The 19,661-nt window shown below is 71.7% G+C and carries 23 protein-coding genes; 12 read left to right on the forward strand and 11 right to left on the reverse strand.

Annotated features, from left to right (window positions below):
• Positions 1–31 precede the first annotated feature (31 nt).
• The 4 genes from AB0I28_RS21005 to AB0I28_RS21020 all read left to right on the forward strand — a co-directional run bounded on the left by AB0I28_RS21005 (position 32) and on the right by AB0I28_RS21020 (position 3,085).
• A complete protein-coding gene (locus AB0I28_RS21005) occupies positions 32–961 on the forward strand; it encodes a Ppx/GppA phosphatase family protein (protein WP_357495661.1) in 930 nt (309 codons plus the stop codon).
• The gene (locus AB0I28_RS21010) at positions 958–1,221 is read left to right on the forward strand and encodes a hypothetical protein (RefSeq protein WP_357495663.1); all 264 of its coding nucleotides are present in this window, start codon (positions 958–960) and stop codon (positions 1,219–1,221) included. The genes AB0I28_RS21005 and AB0I28_RS21010 overlap by 4 nt, the downstream gene beginning before the upstream one ends.
• A 72-nt stretch (positions 1,222–1,293) precedes the next feature.
• Positions 1,294–2,445: an acetyl-CoA C-acyltransferase gene (locus AB0I28_RS21015; protein ID WP_357495665.1), complete on the forward strand. Its 1,152-nt coding sequence runs from the start codon at positions 1,294–1,296 to the stop codon at positions 2,443–2,445.
• Positions 2,438–3,085, forward strand: a complete 648-nt coding sequence (locus AB0I28_RS21020) for an NUDIX hydrolase (protein ID WP_357495667.1) — start codon at positions 2,438–2,440, stop codon at positions 3,083–3,085. Before AB0I28_RS21015 ends, AB0I28_RS21020 begins: the two co-directional genes overlap by 8 nt.
• Positions 3,086–3,111: 26 nt before the next feature.
• Here AB0I28_RS21020 and AB0I28_RS21025 read toward each other — a convergent pair whose 3' ends face one another.
• Entirely contained in the window at positions 3,112–3,705 is a 594-nt protein-coding gene (locus AB0I28_RS21025; protein ID WP_357495669.1) for a CGNR zinc finger domain-containing protein, read from the reverse strand.
• Positions 3,706–3,779: 74 nt separating this feature from the next.
• On the opposite strand from AB0I28_RS21025, the gene AB0I28_RS21030 reads away from it, so the two are divergent.
• On the forward strand, positions 3,780–5,018 hold the full coding sequence (locus AB0I28_RS21030) for an MFS transporter (RefSeq protein WP_357495671.1): 1,239 nt from the start codon (positions 3,780–3,782) through the stop codon (positions 5,016–5,018).
• On the opposite strand, the gene AB0I28_RS21035 is transcribed toward AB0I28_RS21030, so the two are convergent.
• Together AB0I28_RS21035 and AB0I28_RS21040 are read right to left on the reverse strand one after the other, a co-directional pair.
• A complete protein-coding gene (locus AB0I28_RS21035) occupies positions 5,019–5,351 on the reverse strand; it encodes a hypothetical protein (protein WP_357495673.1) in 333 nt (110 codons plus the stop codon).
• 66 nt (positions 5,352–5,417) lie between these two features.
• Entirely contained in the window at positions 5,418–5,918 is a 501-nt protein-coding gene (locus AB0I28_RS21040; RefSeq protein WP_357495675.1) for a MarR family transcriptional regulator, read from the reverse strand.
• Between the two features lie 57 nt (positions 5,919–5,975).
• Between AB0I28_RS21040 and AB0I28_RS21045 the strand changes: the two genes are divergently transcribed.
• Positions 5,976–6,848: an NmrA/HSCARG family protein gene (locus AB0I28_RS21045; RefSeq protein ID WP_357495677.1), complete on the forward strand. Its 873-nt coding sequence runs from the start codon at positions 5,976–5,978 to the stop codon at positions 6,846–6,848.
• On the opposite strand, the gene AB0I28_RS21050 is transcribed toward AB0I28_RS21045, so the two are convergent.
• Positions 6,785–7,828: an alpha/beta fold hydrolase gene (locus tag AB0I28_RS21050; protein WP_357495679.1), complete on the reverse strand. Its 1,044-nt coding sequence runs from the start codon at positions 7,826–7,828 to the stop codon at positions 6,785–6,787. The two genes, AB0I28_RS21045 and AB0I28_RS21050, sit on opposite strands and share 64 nt — an antisense overlap.
• A 64-nt stretch (positions 7,829–7,892) precedes the next feature.
• Here AB0I28_RS21050 and AB0I28_RS21055 point away from each other — a divergent pair, with 64 nt between their 5' ends.
• From AB0I28_RS21055 to AB0I28_RS21065, 3 genes are read left to right on the forward strand one after another with little or no spacing between them, the layout of a single operon-like run.
• Positions 7,893–8,336 (forward strand): MarR family transcriptional regulator, encoded by a 444-nt coding sequence (locus tag AB0I28_RS21055; RefSeq protein ID WP_357495681.1) that lies wholly within the window; start codon positions 7,893–7,895, stop codon positions 8,334–8,336.
• Positions 8,337–8,395: 59 nt separating this feature from the next.
• Positions 8,396–9,004 (forward strand): sigma-70 family RNA polymerase sigma factor, encoded by a 609-nt coding sequence (locus AB0I28_RS21060; RefSeq protein WP_357495683.1) that lies wholly within the window; start codon positions 8,396–8,398, stop codon positions 9,002–9,004.
• Positions 9,001–9,999, forward strand: coding sequence for a CU044_5270 family protein (locus AB0I28_RS21065; RefSeq protein WP_357495685.1), 999 nt, complete (start codon positions 9,001–9,003; stop codon positions 9,997–9,999). Before AB0I28_RS21060 ends, AB0I28_RS21065 begins: the two co-directional genes overlap by 4 nt.
• A gap of 163 nt (positions 10,000–10,162) precedes the next feature.
• Here AB0I28_RS21065 and AB0I28_RS21070 read toward each other — a convergent pair whose 3' ends face one another.
• The 3 genes from AB0I28_RS21070 to AB0I28_RS21080 form a co-directional block, all read right to left on the reverse strand.
• A complete protein-coding gene (locus AB0I28_RS21070) occupies positions 10,163–10,843 on the reverse strand; it encodes a response regulator transcription factor (RefSeq protein WP_357495687.1) in 681 nt (226 codons plus the stop codon).
• Positions 10,844–10,902: 59 nt separating this feature from the next.
• On the reverse strand, positions 10,903–11,937 hold the full coding sequence (locus tag AB0I28_RS21075) for an ATP-binding protein (protein ID WP_357495689.1): 1,035 nt from the start codon (positions 11,935–11,937) through the stop codon (positions 10,903–10,905).
• 205 nt (positions 11,938–12,142) lie between these two features.
• On the reverse strand, positions 12,143–12,898 hold the full coding sequence (locus AB0I28_RS21080) for a phosphoglyceromutase (RefSeq protein ID WP_357495691.1): 756 nt from the start codon (positions 12,896–12,898) through the stop codon (positions 12,143–12,145).
• A gap of 351 nt (positions 12,899–13,249) precedes the next feature.
• Between AB0I28_RS21080 and AB0I28_RS21085 the strand changes: the two genes are divergently transcribed.
• The 3 genes from AB0I28_RS21085 (at position 13,250) to AB0I28_RS21095 (ending at position 16,246) form a co-directional block, all read left to right on the forward strand.
• Positions 13,250–14,437, forward strand: a complete 1,188-nt coding sequence (locus AB0I28_RS21085; RefSeq protein ID WP_357495693.1) for a histidine kinase — start codon at positions 13,250–13,252, stop codon at positions 14,435–14,437.
• A gap of 32 nt (positions 14,438–14,469) precedes the next feature.
• Entirely contained in the window at positions 14,470–15,135 is a 666-nt protein-coding gene (locus AB0I28_RS21090) for a response regulator transcription factor (protein WP_357495695.1), read from the forward strand.
• 430 nt (positions 15,136–15,565) lie between these two features.
• Positions 15,566–16,246: a hypothetical protein gene (locus AB0I28_RS21095; protein ID WP_357495697.1), complete on the forward strand. Its 681-nt coding sequence runs from the start codon at positions 15,566–15,568 to the stop codon at positions 16,244–16,246.
• Positions 16,247–16,316: 70 nt separating this feature from the next.
• Here AB0I28_RS21095 and AB0I28_RS21100 read toward each other — a convergent pair whose 3' ends face one another.
• The 4 genes from AB0I28_RS21100 to AB0I28_RS21115 are packed head-to-tail and all read right to left on the reverse strand — an operon-like array spanning position 16,317 to position 19,497.
• Positions 16,317–17,111: a DUF1684 domain-containing protein gene (locus AB0I28_RS21100; protein ID WP_357495699.1), complete on the reverse strand. Its 795-nt coding sequence runs from the start codon at positions 17,109–17,111 to the stop codon at positions 16,317–16,319.
• A gap of 18 nt (positions 17,112–17,129) precedes the next feature.
• Positions 17,130–17,522 (reverse strand): DUF2809 domain-containing protein, encoded by a 393-nt coding sequence (locus AB0I28_RS21105; protein WP_357495701.1) that lies wholly within the window; start codon positions 17,520–17,522, stop codon positions 17,130–17,132.
• Entirely contained in the window at positions 17,519–18,310 is a 792-nt protein-coding gene (locus AB0I28_RS21110) for a site-2 protease family protein (protein WP_357495703.1), read from the reverse strand. Before AB0I28_RS21110 ends, AB0I28_RS21105 begins: the two co-directional genes overlap by 4 nt.
• On the reverse strand, positions 18,307–19,497 hold the full coding sequence (locus tag AB0I28_RS21115) for an ATP-binding protein (protein ID WP_357495705.1): 1,191 nt from the start codon (positions 19,495–19,497) through the stop codon (positions 18,307–18,309). Before AB0I28_RS21115 ends, AB0I28_RS21110 begins: the two co-directional genes overlap by 4 nt.
• Positions 19,498–19,661 lie beyond the last annotated feature (164 nt).

Raw genomic sequence — 19,661 nt, forward strand, 5'->3', positions numbered from 1 at the left:
GGGCAATGCCGTCAGCCGGTAGCGTGGCGCCATGAGGCTCGGTGTGCTCGACGTGGGATCCAACACCGTCCACCTGCTCGTGGTGGACGCGCATCGCGGCGCCCACCCGTGGCCCCTGCACTCCGAGAAAGAGGCGTTGCGCCTGGCAGAGCGCCTCGACGGCGACGGGAACATCGAGGCCACGGCCGTCGACGAGCTCATCCGCGCCATCGACAAGGCCCAGCGCTCCGCCCAGAACATGGGCACCGAGGGCCTCATCACCCTGGCGACCTCCGCCGTGCGCGACGCCACCAACGGCGAGGAGGTCCTCGCGCGCGTCCACAACGAGACCGGCGTCGAACTACAGGTCCTGGCCGGCGACGACGAGGCCCGCCTCACCTTCCTCGCCGTGCGCCGCTGGTTCGGGTGGTCGGCCGGGAAACTCCTGGTCCTCGACATCGGCGGCGGCTCCCTCGAAGTGGCCGCCGGCGTCGACGAGCTGCCCGAGATCGCCCTCTCCATGCCCCTGGGCGCCGGGCGCCTCACCCGCGACTGGCTGCGCGAGGACCCGCCCACCTCCAAGAGCGTCGAGTCCCTCACCGACTACGTCACCGAGTCCCTCAACGACGCCGCCGCCCGCGTCGCCAAACTCGGCCCCTTCGACCGCGTCGCGGCCACCTCGAAGACCTTCCGGACCCTGGCCCGCCTGTCGGGCGCCGCGCCCTCGGCGGCCGGCCTGCGCGCACCCCGCTCGCTGACCCTGACCGGCCTGCACCAGACGCTCGGCTTCGTGCGCCGCCTGCCCGCCTCGGCGCTCGCCGAGCTCGACGGCGTCAGCCCTCGCCGCGCCCACCAGCTGATGGCCGGCGCGATCGTCGCCGAGACGGCGATGTGGCGGCTCGGCGTGCGCGAACTCGACATCTGCCCGTGGGCGCTGCGCGAGGGCGTGATCCTGCGGTACCTCGACCAGCTCGCGAGTTGACACGCCCTTCCATCTACCGCCCGACCCACTTCACCGTCGGCCGGTCCGACGAGCGGGTCACCGTGACCGCCTACGTCGAGTGCCTGGTCCCGCCCGGCGAGCCGGTCCCGGCCTGGCGGCCGCGCAGCGAGACCGAGTGCGTGGGAGCGGCCTTCGAGCAGGGCCCCTTCGTCACCCTCCTGCCCGTCGACCTCGTCGATTTCGTCGGGCGGCGGATGGTCATCGACGGCTCGAACGGGGCGGTCCTCGAACCGTACTGACGCATCGCGGGCCGACCTGGGCTGAGACCGTCGCCACTCCCGCCGCGCGTCCCGGACCGATAGGGTCACGGCGTGGACGCTTACCTCATCGACGCGGTACGCACGCCCTTCGGCCGGTTCCGGGGCGGACTGTCGACCGTGCGCACCGACGACCTGGCCGCCCTGCCCATCGCCGAGCTGATGGCGCGCAACCCCGACGTGGATCCGTCCGAAGTGGACGACGTGCTGCTCGGCGACGCCAACGGCGCCGGCGAGGACAACCGCAACGTCGCGCGGATGGCCGCCCTGCTGTCCGGGCTGCCGGTCACCGTCCCCGGCGTGACGATCAACCGCCTGTGCGCGTCCGGCGGCGAGGCCCTCGTGCAGGGCGCGCGCATGGTCGCCACCGGCGATGCCCGCTACGTGGTCGCCGGCGGCGTCGAGAGCATGAGCCGCGCGCCCTTCGTCATTCCCAAGCCCGACGAGGCACTGCCCCGGGCGATGGAGATGTACCCGACGCACCTCGGCTGGCGCATGGTCAACCCCGAGTTCCCCGGCGAGTGGACGCAGTCGCTGGGCGCCTGCGCGGAGAACGTCGCCGCCGAACTGGGCATCGAGCGCGCGGCGCAGGACGAGTGGGCGCTGCGCAGCCACCGCCTCGCCGCGGCCGCCTGGAACAAGGGCCTGCACACGCCCTACGTCATGGAGGTCAACGGGGTCCGCCGCGACGAGAGCATCCGCGGCGACACCTCGCTCGCCAAGCTCGCCTCGCTGAAGTCCTCCTTCAGCGCCGACGGCGCGGTCACCGCGGGCAACTCCTCGCCCATCAACGACGGCGCCGCCGCCGTGCTCATCGGGCCGCGCGCGGAGGGCTCCATGGGCCGCATCATCGGCTCGGCGACGGTGGGCATCGCCCCCGAGCGCTTCTCGATCGCGCCCGCCGACGCCATCCGCAAGCTCCTTGCACGTCTGGGCCTCTCCTTCGCCGACGTGCACGCCTGGGAGATCAACGAGGCCTTCGCCGCGATGGTCCTGTCGAACCTGGCGCTGCTGCCCGAACTCGACGCGGACGAGGTCAACGTCGACGGCGGCGCGATCGCCTACGGCCACCCCTTGGGGGCCTCCGCCGTTCGCGTGATCATCGACCTGTGCGCGCAGCTGCGCCGCCGAGGTGGGGGCGTCGGCATCGCGGCGGCCTGCATCGGTGTCGGTCAGGGGATCGCGGTGGCGGTGCGCGTTGACTGACCTGCCCACCGGCTCGCGCGGCGACGTCCGGGCGCTGCCGCCGGCCTTCGCCGAGCACGCCCGCGACTTCTACGCCGCCGAGACCGCGCCCGTCGAGCCGCGCAAGGCCGCCACGGTCCTGCTGCTGCGCGACGCCGACGAGGGCGTCGAGGTCTTCATGATCCGGCGCTCGGCGACGATGGCCTTCGCCGGCGGCCTCTACGCCTTCCCCGGCGGAGCCGCCGAGGCGGCCGACGCCGACATCGCCGCGACGGCCGCGCGCGAGCTGGCGGAGGAGACCGGTGTCGTCGGCGTCGACCTGCGCGCCTGGTCGCGCTGGGTGACCCCGGAGTTCGAGCCGCGCCGCTACGACACCTGGTTCTACGTCGCCGCCCTGCCCGGCGGGCAGGAGCCGGCCAACCTCGGCAGCGAGGCCGACCGCACGACCTGGGTCTCGCCGGAGCTCGCGCTGGACCGCCACCGCGAGATGATGCTGCCGCCGACCGCGGTCACCCTCGACGAGCTCGCCGGACACCCCTCCACCGCCTCGGTGCTGACGGCGGCGCTGACCCGCGACCTGGCGCCGATCCTGCCGCGCGTGCTGCTCGACGTCGACCCGCCGCGCATGACGATCCCGGGCGACGCGGAGTACCCGGCCTGAGGTTTCCCGCCTGACCTCGGCCGAGGTCAGGCGGACTTCGACCGCTCGTAGTGCGCGCGCACCCGGTTGCGGTTGCCGCAGTCGGCGGCGCTGCACCAGCGCCGGTTGTGCTGCCGGGAGGTGTCGAGGAAGACCCACCCGCAGTCGCGGTCCTCGCAGCGGTGGAAGCGCACGACCTCGTCGGAGGTCAGCAGTCGCGCGAACTCCCACGCCAGCAGGTGACGCGGCGCGGCGAGGTCGAGCGCCGCCGGGACCCACCGCCACGACCCGCCGGGCTCCCGGTCGAGCCGGCCCGCAGCGTGCGCGTCGAGCAGGCGGTCCTGGAGCACCGCGGGCGACCCGCCCTCGTTGAGCGCGTCGTAGGTGTCGTCGCGCAGCTCCACCACCAGCGTGTGCTCAGTCTCGGCGAGTTCGGGCCGCTCGGCGGCCTGCTCGGCCAGGGCCTTCGCCTGCTCGTGGGGAAGAAGCCCGGCGCCCTTCATCCACGCGAGCATGTGCGGATAGTCCGGCAGCCGTTCGTTGCGGCGCGAAGGGTCGAAGCGCCAGTCGACGGTGTTGAGGAAGTCGACGGCGAGGTCCCCGCCGATGCGCGAGATCGCGATGTCGGGAAGCGCGGCCACCCTAATTCCTTTCGGCACCTTTGCATGTTAGCGTACCGACCCTAACGGTCAATAACGGTCTAAGGGGTTAGGCGATGAGGAAACTCTCCGCATTCGGCGCGCTGTGGACCTCCCAGGGGGCCTCGAACGCCGCCGACGGGATCCTGGCCGCAGCGGCGCCGCTCCTGCTGGCCTCGCTGACCCGCGACCCCCTGGCCGTGGCGGGCATGACGGTCGTGCAGTTCTCGCCCTGGTTGCTGTTCACCCTCCCCGCGGGAGCCCTCACCGACCGCATGGACCGCCGGCGCGTCCTGGTCGCCGGAAACCTCCTGCGCGGCGCCGGATTCGCGCTCCTGGCGACCGCCGTGGCGCTGGGCTGGGAGAGCGTCGGGCTGCTCTACGCGGCCGTCTTCGTCGCCGGAACCGCCGAGACCCTCGTCGACAACGCCGCCCTCACCGTGCCGCCGCGCATCGTGCCCCGCCGCAACCTCGAACGCGCCAACGGCAGGCTCTTCGCCACCCAGTCGGTGATCAACACCTTCGTCGGCCCGCCGATCGGCTCGTTCCTGGTCGCGATCGCCGCGACCCTGGCCTTCTTCGGCAGCGCGGGACTCTTCGCCGTCGCCGCCCTCGCCGCGCTGCTGCTCCCGCGACTGCTGCCGACGGCGGCCGAGGAGAGCGCGGCCGGCGATTCCCCCACTTCCATGCTGTCCGACATCAAGGCGGGCTGGCGCCACTTCTGGACCCACCACCTGCTGCGCCGCGTCGCCTTCATCTCGGCGGCGATCAACCTCTTCGGCACCGCGACCGGCGCGATCCTCGTCCTGCTGGCCACCGGACCCCTCGGCGTTCCCGCGGCCGCCTACGGCCTGTTCATCGCCGTCCCGGCCGCCGGCGCGGTCCTCGGCTCGCTGATCGCCGAGAAGGTCATTCCGCTGATCGGCGGCGGACCGGTGCTGTGGGCGGCGGCCCTCGGACCGGCGGCGAGCTTCGCGGTGCTGGGACTGACCGCCAACGTGGTCGTGGCGCTCGCCGGGATGTTTCTGGCCGCCGTCACCACCGCTTGCAGTCAGATCGTGGTCTCCACGCTGCGCCAGGCGGTCGTCCCCGACGCGCTGCTCGGCCGCGTGACGGCCGCCTACCGGCTGGTGGTCCTCGGCGTCGTGCCCGTCGGAGGCCTGACCGGCGGGGTCCTCGCCGTGGTCTTCGGCCTCCGGGAGGCCTTCGTGATCGCGGCGGCCGGACTCGCGCTGGCCGCCGTCGTCCTGGCGCCGCGCGTCACGAGCGCGGCGCTGCGCGAGGCGGAGGTCGTGGCGGAGCCGTCGCGGGTCTGACTACGGGTGCGCGGGCGGCTGCCCGGCGTCCTCGGCCTGCGCCCGCCAGGCCACCGAGGGGTCCCGGGAGTCGGCGACCAGCTCGGCGACGCGCAGGGTGCAGTGCCACTGCGTCATGGTGCCCCTGATGATCACCACGTAGGACTCGCGGTCGGCGAGGCGGTAGACCTGGCGCCACTTCTCGGTGATCCGCGGCCTGGGCAGGTAGGTGTGCACGATGCTGCGGAGCGTATCCAGTGCCTGCTCCCGGGTGCCCCCGGCGCCGCCGAGGACCTCCCTGTCATCGTTGCGGCCCTCGCTGTGGTGCTCCACGATCACGACCCAGCTGCCCATGCCCGCCGCCCTTCGGGGGTTGTCGCGGTGTGAGCCCGCGTATGTGGCCGACCCTAGCGGCCCGTGTCACGCCTCCCGGGTCGTCGATCTCCCGGGCTCGTGGGCAGGGGCCTCGCCGCGCAGTTCGGCGATCTGCCGGCGTGACAACTCGACCGTCCGCCGCATGTGCCGCAGCAGCACGGCCTTCTCCTCGGCGGTGTTCTCCTCAAGGACCTCGCGCCACCCCGGCCCGAGCCGGGCCCACAATGCCCCGTAGGAGTCCACCGCCTCCGGCACGACGCGGACGAGCACGCGGCGGCGGTCGGCGGTGTCGCGGACCCGTTCGACGTACCCCGCCTTGACCAGGCGGTCGACGAGCCTGGTCGCCGAGCCGCTGGTGAGGCCGGTCATCTCGGCGATGGCGCCGGTGGTGACCGGCTCGGGCTCGGCGGTGATGAGGTTGAGGCACTGCACGTCGGTCGGGTGCATGCCCAGGTGGTCGGCGACCGCCTGGTTGAACAGCACGTACGAGGCCATGTACTCCCGCGAGGCGGTCTCCAGCTCGGTCAGTTGAGTGCTGCGTGACACAGTCGTTCTCCATTGAAATGCTTGCGCGACGCAGATAATCAGTCGTAGATTGTCTGCATGACACAGTCATCTTATCCCGCGATCCACGTCGTCAGCGGTGCCACCGGCGCCCAGGGTGGCGCCACCGCCCGCGCCCTCCTCGCCCGAGGCCATCGGGTCCGCGCCCTCACCCGCGAGCCGGCCTCCCCGGCCGCCGTCGCCCTCGGCGAACTCGGTGCCGAGGTCCTCCGCGCCGACTTCGACGACCCCGCCGGCCTCGAAGCCGCCCTCGCCGGCGCCGACGGCCTGTTCGCGATGTCGACGCCGTTTGGCACTGACCTGGACACCGAGGTCCGGCAGGCCTTGGCCCTCGTCGACGCCGCGCAGGCCGCCGGCGTCGCCCACGTCGTCTACACCTCCGCCGCCAACGCCGACCGCTCCACCGGCATCCCCCACTTCGAGACCAAGTACCTCGTCGAGAAGCACCTGCGCGGGCTCGCCGTCGACTGGACCGTGATCGCCCCCGCCGCCTTCCTCGACAACTGGACCTCCGGCTGGAGCATGGAGGGCCTGCGCAGCGGCGTCTTCGCCCTTCCCATGCCCGCCGGCCGGCCGCTGGCCGTCATCAGTGCCGCCGACATCGGCGCCTTCGCCGCACTCGTCCTCGAACGCCGGGCGGAGTTCGCCGGCCGCCGCGTCGACATCGCCTCCGACGAGCGCACGCCCGCCCAGATCGGCGCGTCCATCGCCACCGCCATGGGGCGCGAGCTCGACTACGAGGAGGTCCCCCTCGAAGTCACCGCCCGCTACTCCGCCGACCTCGCGGCCATGTTCGCCTACTTCACCGAGACCGGCATGGACGTCGACGTCGCCGCCCTGCGCCGCGACTACCCCGAGGTCGGCTGGCGCGGTGTCGACGACTGGGCCGCCGGCGTCGACTGGAGAGTCTGAGCCAGCCAGTCGGCGGCCTGCGGCAGCCAGAGGTGGCGGTGCTCCTCGACGAGGTGCCCGCCGTCCTCGATGAGCACCAGCTCGCCGGGCAAGCCGGCCAGGCTCGACACCCCCGGGATCACGTCGAGGCCGCCCTCGACGATCCGCGCCGGCCGGTCCATCCGCGCCGACACCGCCGCCAGGTCGACCCCGGCGGCGAAGCCCCGCGCGGCCGGCTCCCCGCCTGTCCGGCGCACGAAGGTCTGGCTCACGTAGGGCACGAACTCCTCCCACCGCAGTTGCCCCGGACCGCTGACGGCGACCAGCGCGCGGACGCGCGGTTCGTGGGCGGTGGCGCGGGCGCCGAGCCAGCCGCCCATGCTCATCGCCCAGATTCCGACCGGCCCGAAGCCGGGCAGCGCGTCGATCGCGCGCCCGACCACCCGCTCGAACTTCGGCTGCCAGCGGCCGGGGCACGCGCCCTGGCCGGGGCCGTCGATCGCCAGCACCGCGAGGCCGCGCCGGAGGAGCACGTCGGAAACGCCGGCGAACTCGACGGCGCTGGAGTTCATGCCCGGCACCAGGATCACCAGCGGGGGAGCCTCGGCGGGCGGCAGTCGCAGGTACCCCCGGAAGCCCTCTTCCGGGTGGTCGTCGGCGACCGCCACCGCCGACGGCAGCGCGCGGGCCAGGGCCTCGGCCGCCGACGTGGCCGCCCGCGTCCGCCGCCGCTCGTCGGAGTCGGGCAGCACGGTCGCGAAGTGGAACAGCAGTGCGGCGGCCCGCGCGGCCTCCTCCCGCGAGGCCGTCGATCCGCGCTCGCCCAGCGCCGAGCGCTCCCGCGCGGCGGCGATGAAGGCGTCCGGCCACTCGCGGATGTGCCCGATACCCGCGGTGACGCGGTCGTACTCGTAGGGGTCGACGCCCGCGGCGATGGCGCGCGAGCGGTTCGCGGCGACGAAGCCGGTGTGGATGCCGTCGAGGTCGAGGAAGTCGGTCATGGCGGCGAGACTATCAAAGCTTTGATAGTTCACAATACTTTGACTACTCGGCTAGGCTGAACGGATGCGCATGCCCGCCGGTGAACGCCTCGGCCTCGACATCAAACGCGCCGAGCAGGAGCTGATGGCCGCCAAGAGCACCGCCGTCCGCGCGGCAGGCCTCACCGTGCCCCAGTACGCCGCCCTGTTCACCCTCGACGGCAACCCCGGCATGTCGGCCGCCGCGCTCGCCCGCGCCTGCCTGGTCACCCCGCAGGCCATGACCGTCGTCCTGCGCAACCTCGAAGAACACGGCCTCGTCGAGCGCACCCCCCACGAGTGGCATCGCCACATCAAGGAGGCCCGCCTCACCGACGAGGGCCGCGCCGCGCTGGCCGCCGCCGACGAACGGGCCGTGAAGATCGAGCGCGCCATCGCCGCAGCCCTGTCCCCGCAGGAGCGGGAAACCCTGCGCGACCTGCTCAAACGTGCGAGCACGGCCGTCGGTGAGGCCGCCGCCGCGCTGTGAGCGCGAGCGAGGCCCGAAAAAACGGGAACCCCCGCACGGCCTCCGGGCAAGAACAGGACGTGACCACCATTCACGCCGACACACCGGGACTCGCCGCCCGCGGCTCACCACGCGACCGGGTCCGGCCCGCGTTCGGTGACGCCGAGCTCGTCCACGGCGAACCCGAACGCTTCACCGTCCTGTTCGACCGGCACGCCGCGGCCCTGCACCGCTACTGCGCGCGCCGCGTCGGCCCCGACCTCGCCGACGACCTGGTCTCCCAGACCTACCTGACGGCCTTCGCCACCCGCCACCGCTACGACCGGACCCGCGCCGACGCGCTGCCCTGGCTGTACGGCATCTGCACCAACATGCTGCGGCGGCACCGCCGCACCGAGGCCCGCGCCTACAAGACCCTCGCCAAGACCGGCGTCGACCCGCTCGGCGCCCACGACACCACCGACCGCAGCCTCGACCGGGTCGAGGCGCAGGGCATGTCGCGGCGCCTCGCCGACGCGATGGCGTCCCTCAAGGCGAACCAGCGCGACGTGCTGCTGCTGTTCGCCGTCGCCGAACTGACCTACCCCGAGATCGCCGCCGCCCTGCGAATCCCCGAGGGGACCGTGCGCTCGCGGCTGTCGAGGGCGCGCGCTCACCTGCGCAAGAGACTCGACCGGAGCACGCCATGACCGAACACGACAACGACGACCTGCGGCTCGTGGCCTCGTTCCGCGAAGAACTCGACGAGCAGACCCCCCGGCGCCTGGCCTCCGTGCGCGCCACCTTCCTGGCAGAGAAGAACCCGAAGGGCAGGACCATGAACGCTCGCAAGACCTCCTTCTTCACCCCCCGCCGCATCGCCGTCGTCGCGCTGCCCGCCGTGGCCGCGATCGCGCTGGGCGCGGTGGCGCTCGGGTCGGTCGGCAACGACGAGCGGGGAACGACGCCCTCCGAGACTCCCGGGCAGGTCGCCTTCGACCTCGACACCGCCACCGCCCCGGAGATCCTGCGCTACGCCGCCTACAACACCGGCCGCAGCACGCACGCCGAGAACTCGACCGGCGACTACGTCTACGTCCGCGAGACCAGCTACATCGGCGACGACGCGGAGCCGAACGTCCGCGAGGCCTGGCACGAGATCGACCTCGGCATGCACCTGGTGATGCTCGTCGAGGACGGCGTGCAGACGATTCCCGACGCGTCCAACCCCAAGGAGGACCTCGCGGCCGAGCGCGCCGAGACCGCCGATTACCTCGCCGAGCACGGCCCGACCATCAACACCCCGACCCGCGACTACCTCGCCTCCCTGCCCACCGACGCCGAGGGCATGCTGGCGGTCCTGCGCGCCGAGCACCCCGACGCCGAACCGCACTCGCTGTTCAAGGACGGCGTGTCCCTGCTCATCACGGCCGCGGCGGTCATCTCGCCGGACCAGCGCACCGCCGTGTTCGAGGCCATGGCGACCCTCGACAACGTGACCCGCACCGAGGGCACCGTCGAGGTGCTCGACCGGACCGGCGTCGCCGTCGGCTTCGACAGCGAGGAGGGGTCGCGCTACGAGATCATCATCGACCCGGAGACCTCCGACGTGCTCGGCACCCGTTACCGGGCCCCCGGCGAGTCGGCGTTCTCGGTTCAGGCTCAGACCACGACGGTCGTCGAAGCCCCCGGCGACACCGAGTAATCCACAGCCCGTCCACAGACCACCACGACTTATCCACAGCCGTCCACAGGTAATCCACAGGGTTTTCCACAGGGCCGGTGGACAAAGAAGGGCCGCGGCGTCACGCCGCGGCCCTTCTTCGGTCCATGCCCGCCGAAGGCCCCCGCCCCGGCGTCACGGCCCTCTAAGGCTCGAACTTGTACCCCAGCCCCCGCACCGTCACCAGGTGCTTCGGCTTGCCCGGCTCGATCTCGACCTTCGAGCGCAGGCGCTTGACGTGCACGTCCAGGGTCTTGGTGTCGCCCACATAGTCGGCGCCCCACACCCGGTCGATGAGCTGCCCCCGCGTCAGCACCCGCCCGGCGTTGCGCAGGAACATCTCCAGCAGCTCGAACTCCTTGAGCGGCATCGGCACCGAGTCGCCCTTGACCGACACCACGTGCCGGTCGACGTCCATCCGCACCGGCCCGGCCTCCAGGACCGTCACCAGCGGGTCGGTGGGCTCGGCGTGCCGGCGCAGCACCGCCCGGATGCGGGCGACCAGCTCGCGCGGGGAGTAGGGCTTGGTCACGTAGTCGTCGGCGCCTATCTCCAGCCCGACGACCTTGTCGATCTCGCTGTCCCTCGCGGTCACCATGATGATCGGCACCGACGAGGTGGCCCGCAGCTCACGGCACACCTCGGTGCCCGACTTCTCCGGGAGCATCAGATCGAGCAGTACGACATCGGCCCCGTTGCGCTCGTACTCGCTGATCGCCGCCTGCCCCGTGGCGGCCACGGAGACCTCGAAACCTTCCTTGCGGAGCATGTACGACAAAGCGTCCGAGAACGACTCCTCGTCCTCCACGACTAGTACGCGGGTCACGACTTTCCCTTCAGCCCGGCAGCGAGGTCCGACGACAGCCGTCAGACCTGCGAAGACATCTACATCTCACCTTCCGTCGGTGCCAGGGCAGCGGATCGCACGGTACGGCTGGGCAACAACAAGGTGAACGTAGACCCAGTACCGGGCGTACTGCTCACATAAACCCTACCGCCATGATTCCCCGCAATATGCTTCACGATCGCCAGGCCGAGACCCGTGCCACCCGTCGCCCGCGAGCGCGCCGGGTCGGCCCGGTAGAAGCGTTCGAAGATGCGGTCGAGGTCGGCCTCGGCGATGCCGATGCCCTCGTCGGTGACCGAGACGGTCAGCTCGGCGCCCCCGTTGCCGGTCTCGATCGTCACGGTCGTGTCGACCGGGCTGTAGTTGATCGCGTTGTCGATCAGATTCCCCAGCGCCGTCGCCAGCTGCGACTCGCTGCCGTAGGTGACCAGCCCGCGCTCGCCGACGACGTTGAGGAAGATGTTCTTGGCGGCCGCGCCGGTGCGGGCGCGGTCGAGGGCGTCGAGGATGATCCGGTCGACGTCCACGTCGACCGGTTCGGGCGTGGCCTCGGCGCCCTGCACGCGCGACAGTTCGAGCAGCTCGCTGACCAGCCGCGCCATTCGCGCCGACTCGTGCTGGATGCGCGAGGTGAAGCGCGCGGCGGCCTCGGGGTCGTCGACGGCGTCCTGGAGCGCCTCGGCCAGCAGTTGCATCGCCCCGACGGGGGTCTTGAGCTCGTGGCTGACGTTGGCGACGAAATCGCGGCGGACGCGCTCGACGCGGTGCAGCTCGGTGATGTCCTCGGCCTCGATGACGATGCTGTCGTCGGGCAGCGCGGTCACCCGGATGCGCACCGACACCGCCTCGCCGCCGCCCTTGCGCGGCAGTTCGAGTTCGGCGTCGCGGCTCTTGCCGCTGCGGCGCACGTGGGAGACGAGCCCGCGCAGGACGGAGGAGTCGAGGTGGCCGTCGCCGACGACGCCGAGGTCGGCGGCCGCCTTGTTGGCGTAGCGCAGCTCGTCGCGGGCGCCGAGCAGCACCACGCCGGCGCGCAGGGTGGCCAGTACGGTCTCACCTGGGATGTCGGTCATGGCGGGGCCTCCTTCCTCATCGTTCGACGGGGCGACGGGAGGCCGGGGGCGCATGCTCCGATGCGTCAGCACGTACACCAGGGCGGCGCCCAGGAGGGCGCCGCAGACAAGTGCCGCGACCGAGAGCAGCTCCGCTGTGTTCACGCCGCCGATATTAGGGCCGGAGGCACGCTGACCGCACGGCCAGCGTGCACTCGGCCGTTCGCTACTTGCGCCCCTGCGCCGCTACCGCCGCGGCCGCCGTCGCGGCGGCCTCGGGGTCGAGGTAGGTGCCGCCGCTGTTGACCGGCTTGAGGTTCGCGTCGAGGTCGTAGCGCAGCGGGATCCCGGTGGGGATGTTGAGCCCGGCGATGTCGCCGTCGGAGATCCCGTCGAGGTGCTTGACCAGCGCGCGCAGGCTGTTGCCGTGCGCGGCGACGAGCACGGTCTTGCCGGCCAGCAGGTCGGGGACGATCGCGTCGTACCAGTAGGGGAGCATCCGCACGCCGACGTCCTTGAGGCACTCGGTCAGCGGCGCGAGCTCCGGCGGGAGGTCGGCGTAGCGCGGGTCGCCGCTCTGGGAGTACTCGTCGCCGGGGTCGATGGGCGGCGGGGGCGTGTCGTAGGAGCGGCGCCACAGCATGAACTGCTCCTCGCCGTACTGGGCGAGCGTCTCGGCCTTGTTCTTGCCCTGGAGCGCGCCGTAGTGGCGCTCGTTGAGCCGCCAGGACCGCTTCACGGGGATCCAGTGCCGGTCGGCGGCGTGCAGGGAGAGTTCGGCGGTGCGGATGGCGCGGCGCTGCACGGACGTGTGCACGACATCGGGAAGCAGTCCGTGTTCGACGAGGAGGGTGCCGCCTCGGCGGGCCTCGCCCTCGCCCTTGGCCGTCAGGTCGACGTCCACCCAGCCGGTGAACAGGTTCTTCGCGTTCCACTCGCTCTCGCCGTGGCGGAGGAGCACCAGGGTCCCGATGTCGGTCATGGCCTCGATCCTGCACCATGCCGGTGTCCGGGTTGGAACGAGCCGGGCTCTATTGCTTGAAGACTTCACCGTGGCCGCCGTTCATCTCGCAGGACCCGGCGAGCGGTATCGGCACTTTCGTCCGGTACATGCCCTCGGGGCAGCGTGAACCGGTGCGGCCGTACGAGGATGGTCGTGGAGGGGGGCGGGGACGTCCGACGGGGGTCTGCACCCAGGTCGACGACGCCCCACCTCTCGATCGGGCGCTCCGGTATCCGACAAGCCTCCCCCTGCAAGTCAGGCCGCCGGAGCGCCCACCCCCTACCCGGGTATGACGACAACGGCCGAGACCCGCGCGTACGCTGCGGCAACGTGACCGTCTCCGACCCGCTGCGCGCCCTCTCGGCCCGCCTGACCCGCCCCGAGGTCCCGCCGCTGCCCAAGCCGACCGGCTTCTGGCAGCGCGTGCGGTACTACGGCCGCATCCCGATGCTGGCCGCCGTGGTCTTCATCGCCGCGGCGACCTACAACCCGATCCACGACCACATGTGGTCCCTGATCTACGCGGTGATCCTGGTCGTGCCGCTGGCCCTGGTCTCCCGCTGGAGCCTGCCGGCCTGGCTGATCGCGATCGTGTGCGCGCTGTGGTTCGGGCTGACCGTCGAGGCTCCCGGCAGCTCGACCCCTACGTGGCCGTGGAACCCGGTCCAGCCGGTCATCCTGCTGTGGGTCACCTTCGTGGTCTCCCTGCGACAGCGCCTGTGGCTGCTGGTGCCGATGTGGGCGCTGACCATGTTCATGCTCTCGGCCACGGTCACGGCCAGGGACAACGTGCTGGCGATGTGCCTGCTGTTCACCGTTCCCTTCCTGGTCGGCGCGGTCATCGGGCGCAACTTCAAGCTGGGCCAGCGGCTGGCGGCCGAGCAGGAGCGCGGCGGGATCCTCACCGAGCGCGCGCGGATCGCGCGTGAGCTGCACGACGTCGTCGCCCACCACATGTCGATGATCGCCGTGCGCGCCGAGACCGCCCCCTACCGGCTGAGCGACGTCGGCGAGGACTCGCGGGCGGAGTTCACCGAGATCTCGGCCGCCGCCCGCGAGGCGCTCACCGAGATGCGCCTGCTGCTGGGCGTGCTGCGCAGCGACGAGGCGGCCGCGCCTCCGACGGCACCGCAGCCGCAGATCTCCGACCTGCCCGACCTGGTCGCCTCGGCGCGGCACGCGGGGGCCGAGGTGGAGCTGAGCGTGGGCGACGAGGTCGGCGAGGTGCCGCAGATCGTGGGCGTCTCGGCCTACCGGATCGTGCAGGAGGCGCTGTCGAACGTGGCCCGGCACGCGCCGGGCTCGCGGGCGACGGTCGAGATCACCTCCGACGGGGAGGCGCTGCGCGTGCGCGTCGAGAACGGGCCGGGCACGCGTCCTTCGGCGGGTGGGGGCAGCGGTTACGGGCTGCGGGGGGCGGGTGAGCGCGCGACGATCCTGGGGGGTTCGCTGGAGTCGGGGCCGACGCCGTCGGGCGGCTACCTGGTCGACGCGCGGCTCCCGGTGCGCGAGGCATGATCGTGTCCGATTCCGTTCCCGAAAGAGGTCCCATGATCAAGGTCCTGCTCGTCGACGACCAGGCGATGGTGCGCGAGGGGTTCGGCGCCCTCCTGCGCGCGCAGCCCGACATCGTGGTCGTCGGGGACGCTCCCGACGGGCTGGCCGGCGTGTCCGCCGCGCGCCTGCACGACCCCGACGTGGTGCTCATGGACATCCGCATGCCCAAGCTCGACGGCCTGGAGGCCACCCGCCGGATCCTGGACGTGCCCAGGGGCGTGCACCGGCCGAAGGTGCTCATGCTGACCACCTTCGACCTCGACGACTACGTCTTCGAGGCGCTGCGGGCGGGGGCGAGCGGTTTCCTGCTCAAGGACGCTCCGGCGGCCGAGCTGGTCAGCGCCGTGCGGATCGTCGCGGCCGGGGAGGCGCTGCTGGCGCCGTCGGTGACCCGGCGCCTGATCGAGGACTACACCGGGCGCGGCCGGGCCGACCCCGCCAAGCGCAACGTCCTCAACGGGCTGACCCCGCGTGAGACCGACGTGTTGCGCCTGGTCGCGCGCGGTCTGTCGAACCAGGAGATCGCCGCTCAGCTCGTGCTGGCCGAGCAGACGGTCAAGACGCACGTGAGCCGTGTGCTGACCAAACTGGCGCTGCGCGACCGCGCTCAGGCGGTCGTCTTCGCCTACGAGGCCGGCCTGGTCACCCCCGGAACCTAGGGCTTGTCCGGTGGGTCACTGCGGGGCTGCGGCGGGCTCATCGCGTCCCTGGACTGCGCCGTCGCGTCGGCCGAGTACAACACCGGTACTAGGCCGCCACCACGGCTTGCCAGAACCACGATGATTCCCGCCTCGCACCCACAAGACCCACCAGACAAGCCCCGGCTCGCCAGAAGGTGGCAAGTGTTTGTGGAATGAGTCACAAAGGCACCACCGGTCAGCGGCGGTCATCCGTCCGGCGGACGCGCCCCATTCGTCCGGCCGAGGGCAGAAGAAGAGAAACCTCCACGGCTGGAAACGAGCGGGGACGAACCTCGCCAAACCGGCCTAACAGACAGGTGGCCGAGTACGGGCACACACCACTCACCATGAATTTCGCCCGCTCATCGCCAAGCCGCTGACCTGGGAAATCACCCCTTACGTTGGTCCGGTGCGAAACGAAACCAACCCCTCAGCCATCGGCCTCGACCGGGTCCTGGGACGACGCATCGGCCTGCTCGCGCTTACCGGCGCTGTGGCCCTCGCGGCTCTCGGATTCTCGTCCTCGGCCGCTTCCGCCGCCAACGACGTCGACGCCGCCCGCGCCATCGCCGAAGCCGCCGCAGCCGCGGAGGCCCCGGCCCCCGCGGACCAGCCGGCCAAGAAACCCGCCAAGAAGAAGACCACCGAGCTCAAGCCCGTCGCGGGTCTGACCAAGACCCAGATGCGCAACGCCATCACGATCATCAAGGCCGGTCAGGAGGCCGGGCTGTCCGGTCGCGCCCAGATCATCGCCCTGATGACCGCGATGCAGGAGAGCGGCCTGCGCAACCTGGCCAGCCCGGTCGTGCCGAAGTCCCTCAAGTACGACCACGAGGGCACCGGCTCCGACCACGACTCCGTCGGCCTCTTCCAGCAGCGCGCCTCGGGCAGCTGGGGAACGGTCAAGGAGATCATGACCCCCCGTACCTCCGCGCTCTCCTTCTACAACGGCCTCAAGGGCGTTCACAAGTGGGAGAAGCTCGGCATGGGCGAGGCCGCCCAGACCGTCCAGGTCTCGGCCTTCCCCGACGCCTACGACAAGCACGAGGGCGCAGCCCGCGAGGTCGTCGCCGCCTACTACGGCAAGTGACCCCACCTCAAGTCTTACGACCGGAAATCGACGGCCCCCACCAAGCGCTCGGTGGGGGCCGTCGACATATCTACGCCGGGATCTTCTCGCCGGCCTCGACGGCCACGGCCAGCCGGTTCTCGTAGGGCGGCACCGGGCAGGTCGAGTAGTCGTTGAAGGCGCACGGCAGGTTGCGCGCCCGGTTGAAGTCCAGCAGCACTCGGCCGCCGTCGCCGGGCGCGGCGATGTCGAGGAAGCGGGCCGAGGCGCTGGTCGTCACGCCGCTGGTGGCGTCGCGGAACAGCGTGTAGAGCCCGCCGCCGTCGAAGACCGTCAGCGTCTGCTCCTGCCCGCCGACCTCGAAGCGCACGATCCCCGCCGCGGTGCCGGTCGAGGTGTAGCCCTCGACGACCGAGCCGACCTCGACGGTGCGGGCGGTCTCGTAGGGCTCGAACACCGCGTCGACGATCCAGCGGGCCTGCGGCTCGTAGGCCGGCACGCCGGTGAACGCCGTCAGCGCGGCCGACTTCGGGTCGCGGACCCGGAAGGCGAAGCCGCCCCGGTCGATGACCTCGACGACCACGTCACCGAACTTCAGGGTCTCGTCCGAGGTGGTGTTCACCAGCGGGATCACCGTCTCACCGTCGACCGGCGCCCCCGACAGGGTGAGCCCGTCGGCGGCCTTCGCGGTCACGGTGACGTGGTCGGCGGTGGCCAGCCAGGTACCGGGCACCTCGTCGAAGGTCGACGGCTCGCCCTCCTCCAGCCAGTGCAGGGCGACCAGGCTCAGCGCGCTGTACGGGCCCTTGAGGCCGGCGTCGCGCTGGGCGCGCCATGTGGGCCAGGTTCGCAGCAGTTCGTCCCGGGCCGTGTCGTTCGTGCTCATGTGGGGTGCCTTCCGAGGTCAGGTATCGGCGGCAACTGTAGTTCGGCGATCTTGCCGCCGTGCGAGGCTGACCACGCCCGCCCCGGCGAGCGCGCCGACGGCGTACCAGAGCAGGTCGGGGGCGTTGAAGGTCGAGCCGAGGACCAGGCGCGCCACGGGGTTCGAGGAGAGTTCGCCGGGGATGGGGGTGAGCTGGAAGAACTCGACGGCCCAGCTGAAGGCGCAGGCCGCCGCCGCCGCGACGAGCGGCCGGGTGCGCGGGGCGACGACCAGCACCAGCCAGAAGATGAGCAGGGCGTACAGCGCCGACCCGGCGTACTTGGCGAACGCGCCGTCCCATGTGGAGCGGACGCCGAGGCCGGCGGCGACGGTCGCCACGGCAGCGGCGGCGTAGGGAAGGCGCGCCCTCACGTCCAGAACCGGAACAGGTTGGAGCCCAGGCCCACCAGCAGCGTGTCGACGCCGAGGAGGCCGAGGATCCAGTAGACGAAGTCGAAGAAGTAGCGGTTGATCACCGGGTGCAGCAGCAGGACGAAGAGCAGCAGGATCCCGAAGGGGGCGATCTTGGCGATGTTGCGCGAGTACTCCGGCGGCAGCCAGGGCTCGATGATGCCGTAGCCGTCGAGGCCCGGGATCGGCAGCAGGTTCAGGATCGTGGCGGTCACCTGGAGCATGCAGAGATAGGCGACGGCCGACTGGAGGGCGATGCCGGCGTTGTCGAGAACGCCGGTGGCGAGCAGGACGCCCAGGATCACGGCGAACAGGGCGTTGGAGGCCGGGCCCATGGCCGAGACGATGGAGTCGATCTTCTTGCTGCGCAGCAGGCCGCGCTGGACCCACACCGCGCCACCGGGAAGACCGATGCCGCCGAGGATCACGAAGACCAGCGGGAGCACGATCGAGAGCACCGCGTGGGTGTACTTCAGCGGGTTGAGGGTGAGGTAGCCCTTCTCCGGAATCGTGTGGTCGCCGCCCTTGTAGGCCGTCAGCGCGTGCCCGAACTCGTGCAGGCACAGCGACACGACCCAGCCCGCCAGCACGAACAGGAAGACCGTCAGGCCGGTCCCGATCCCGCGGACGTCGCCGGTCGCCTCGGCCCACAGCGCGACGCCGGTGCCCAGGAAGAGGGCCACGAAGGCCAGGAAGATCCAGCTCGGCTTCGTGTGGCTAGCGTGGGCGCGCTGGTCGTAGTAGCTCATGCCCTGCCTCTCAGGTAGCGGTCGAAGTGCGGGACCGTGAAGGCGACGACACCGCGCTCCTCGGCGAAGATCAGGCCCTTCTTGATCAGCGCGTCCCGGGCCGGGGAGAGGCTGGAGGGCTTGCGCCCCAGGACTCTGGCGACGTCGGCGGTGCTCACCGCTCCCGCCGGGCCCTCGGTGAGGTCGGCCATCGCCCGCATGTACTCGCGCTCGGCGGGGGTCGCGCGCTCGTAGCGCGAACCGAAGAATCCCACGGCCAGCTCCGCCTCGGCGGCGGGGGCGGCCACGCGCACGTCCTCGGCGGTGATGGGCGTGACCGGGGCGTGGTCCCAGGTCGCCTTCCCGTACGCCTGCACGAAGTAGGGGTAGCCGCCGGAGTGCCCGAACAGTGCGGCGAGGGCGTCGGACTCGTAGACCGCGCCTTCTTTTTCGGCGGGGGCCGTCAGCGCGTGCGCGGCGTCGTCGGCGCCGAGGCGGTCGATGCGCATGTAGGTGAACAACCGCTCGGAGTACGACTTCGAGGCCGACAGGACCGCCGGCAGGTGGGGAAGCCCCGCGCCGACCACGATCAGCGGCGTCCCGGCCTGGGACAGCTCGTGGCAGGCCGCGCACAGCGCCGAGACGTCCGAAGTGGACAGGTCCTGCATCTCGTCGATGAAGATCGCCAGGCCCGTCCCGACGTCGGCGGCGATCTCGGCGGCGTCGGTGAACAACTCCACCAGGTCGATCTCGATGTCGCCGGAGTCGGCCCGGCCGCTGCCCGTCGGCGCGTCGATGCCCGGCTCCCAGCGGTCGCGCAGGCGAGCCCCGGCCGGATTGCTCTTGAGCGCGAAGGCCTTCAGCGTCGACAGGAAGGACTCCACGCGCTCGGGCGCGCGGTGCCGCGTGCCCAGCTCCCGGACCGCCATGTGCAGCGCTCCCGACAGCGGCCGCCGCAGCGACTGGTCGGGACGCGCCTCGATCTTCCCGGTGCCCCACAACTTCGCGATCGCCTGACTGCGCAGCGAGTTGAGCAGGACGGTCTTGCCGACCCCGCGCAGCCCGGTGAGGACCAGCGAGCGCTCGGGACGGCCGCGCGCGACACGGTCGAGGACCACCTCGAAGGCGCGCAGCTCCCGGTCGCGCCCCGCGAGCTGCGGCGGCCGCTGCCCCGCCCCGGGCGCGTAGGGATTGCGTACCGGGTCCATGGGCTAGGAGCGTATCGGGTCGTATTGGGTTCTGGCTAGACAACGGTCGCGACGGGCGGAAAGGCGCTCGCCGCGCGCCCGGCCCCTCTGCTAACCTCGTCGCGTCCGCCGCGTGATCACGCGGCACCCCGTTCAAGACAAGGTGAGGCCATTCGAATGCGGGT

This window comes from Phytomonospora sp. NPDC050363 (assembly GCF_040655735.1).
Lineage (GTDB): Bacteria > Actinomycetota > Actinomycetes > Mycobacteriales > Micromonosporaceae > Phytomonospora.

Bases quoted from the DNA above. Each gene is read 5' to 3' on its own strand.
- AB0I28_RS21005 (WP_357495661.1), top strand. From the start codon at position 32: ATGAGGCTCGGTGTGCTCGACGTGGGATCCAACACCGTCCACCTGCTC.
- AB0I28_RS21030 (WP_357495671.1), top strand. From the start codon at position 3,780: ATGAGGAAACTCTCCGCATTCGGCGCGCTGTGGACCTCCCAGGGGGCC.
- AB0I28_RS21035 (WP_357495673.1), bottom strand. From the start codon at position 5,351: ATGGGCAGCTGGGTCGTGATCGTGGAGCACCACAGCGAGGGCCGCAAC.
- AB0I28_RS21045 (WP_357495677.1), top strand. From the start codon at position 5,976: ATGACACAGTCATCTTATCCCGCGATCCACGTCGTCAGCGGTGCCACC.
- AB0I28_RS21050 (WP_357495679.1), bottom strand. From the start codon at position 7,828: ATGACCGACTTCCTCGACCTCGACGGCATCCACACCGGCTTCGTCGCC.
- AB0I28_RS21055 (WP_357495681.1), top strand. From the start codon at position 7,893: ATGCGCATGCCCGCCGGTGAACGCCTCGGCCTCGACATCAAACGCGCC.
- AB0I28_RS21065 (WP_357495685.1), top strand. From the start codon at position 9,001: ATGACCGAACACGACAACGACGACCTGCGGCTCGTGGCCTCGTTCCGC.
- AB0I28_RS21075 (WP_357495689.1), bottom strand. From the start codon at position 11,937: ATGACCGACATCCCAGGTGAGACCGTACTGGCCACCCTGCGCGCCGGC.
- AB0I28_RS21080 (WP_357495691.1), bottom strand. From the start codon at position 12,898: ATGACCGACATCGGGACCCTGGTGCTCCTCCGCCACGGCGAGAGCGAG.
- AB0I28_RS21090 (WP_357495695.1), top strand. From the start codon at position 14,470: ATGATCAAGGTCCTGCTCGTCGACGACCAGGCGATGGTGCGCGAGGGG.
- AB0I28_RS21100 (WP_357495699.1), bottom strand. From the start codon at position 17,111: ATGAGCACGAACGACACGGCCCGGGACGAACTGCTGCGAACCTGGCCC.
- AB0I28_RS21110 (WP_357495703.1), bottom strand. From the start codon at position 18,310: ATGAGCTACTACGACCAGCGCGCCCACGCTAGCCACACGAAGCCGAGC.
- AB0I28_RS21115 (WP_357495705.1), bottom strand. From the start codon at position 19,497: ATGGACCCGGTACGCAATCCCTACGCGCCCGGGGCGGGGCAGCGGCCG.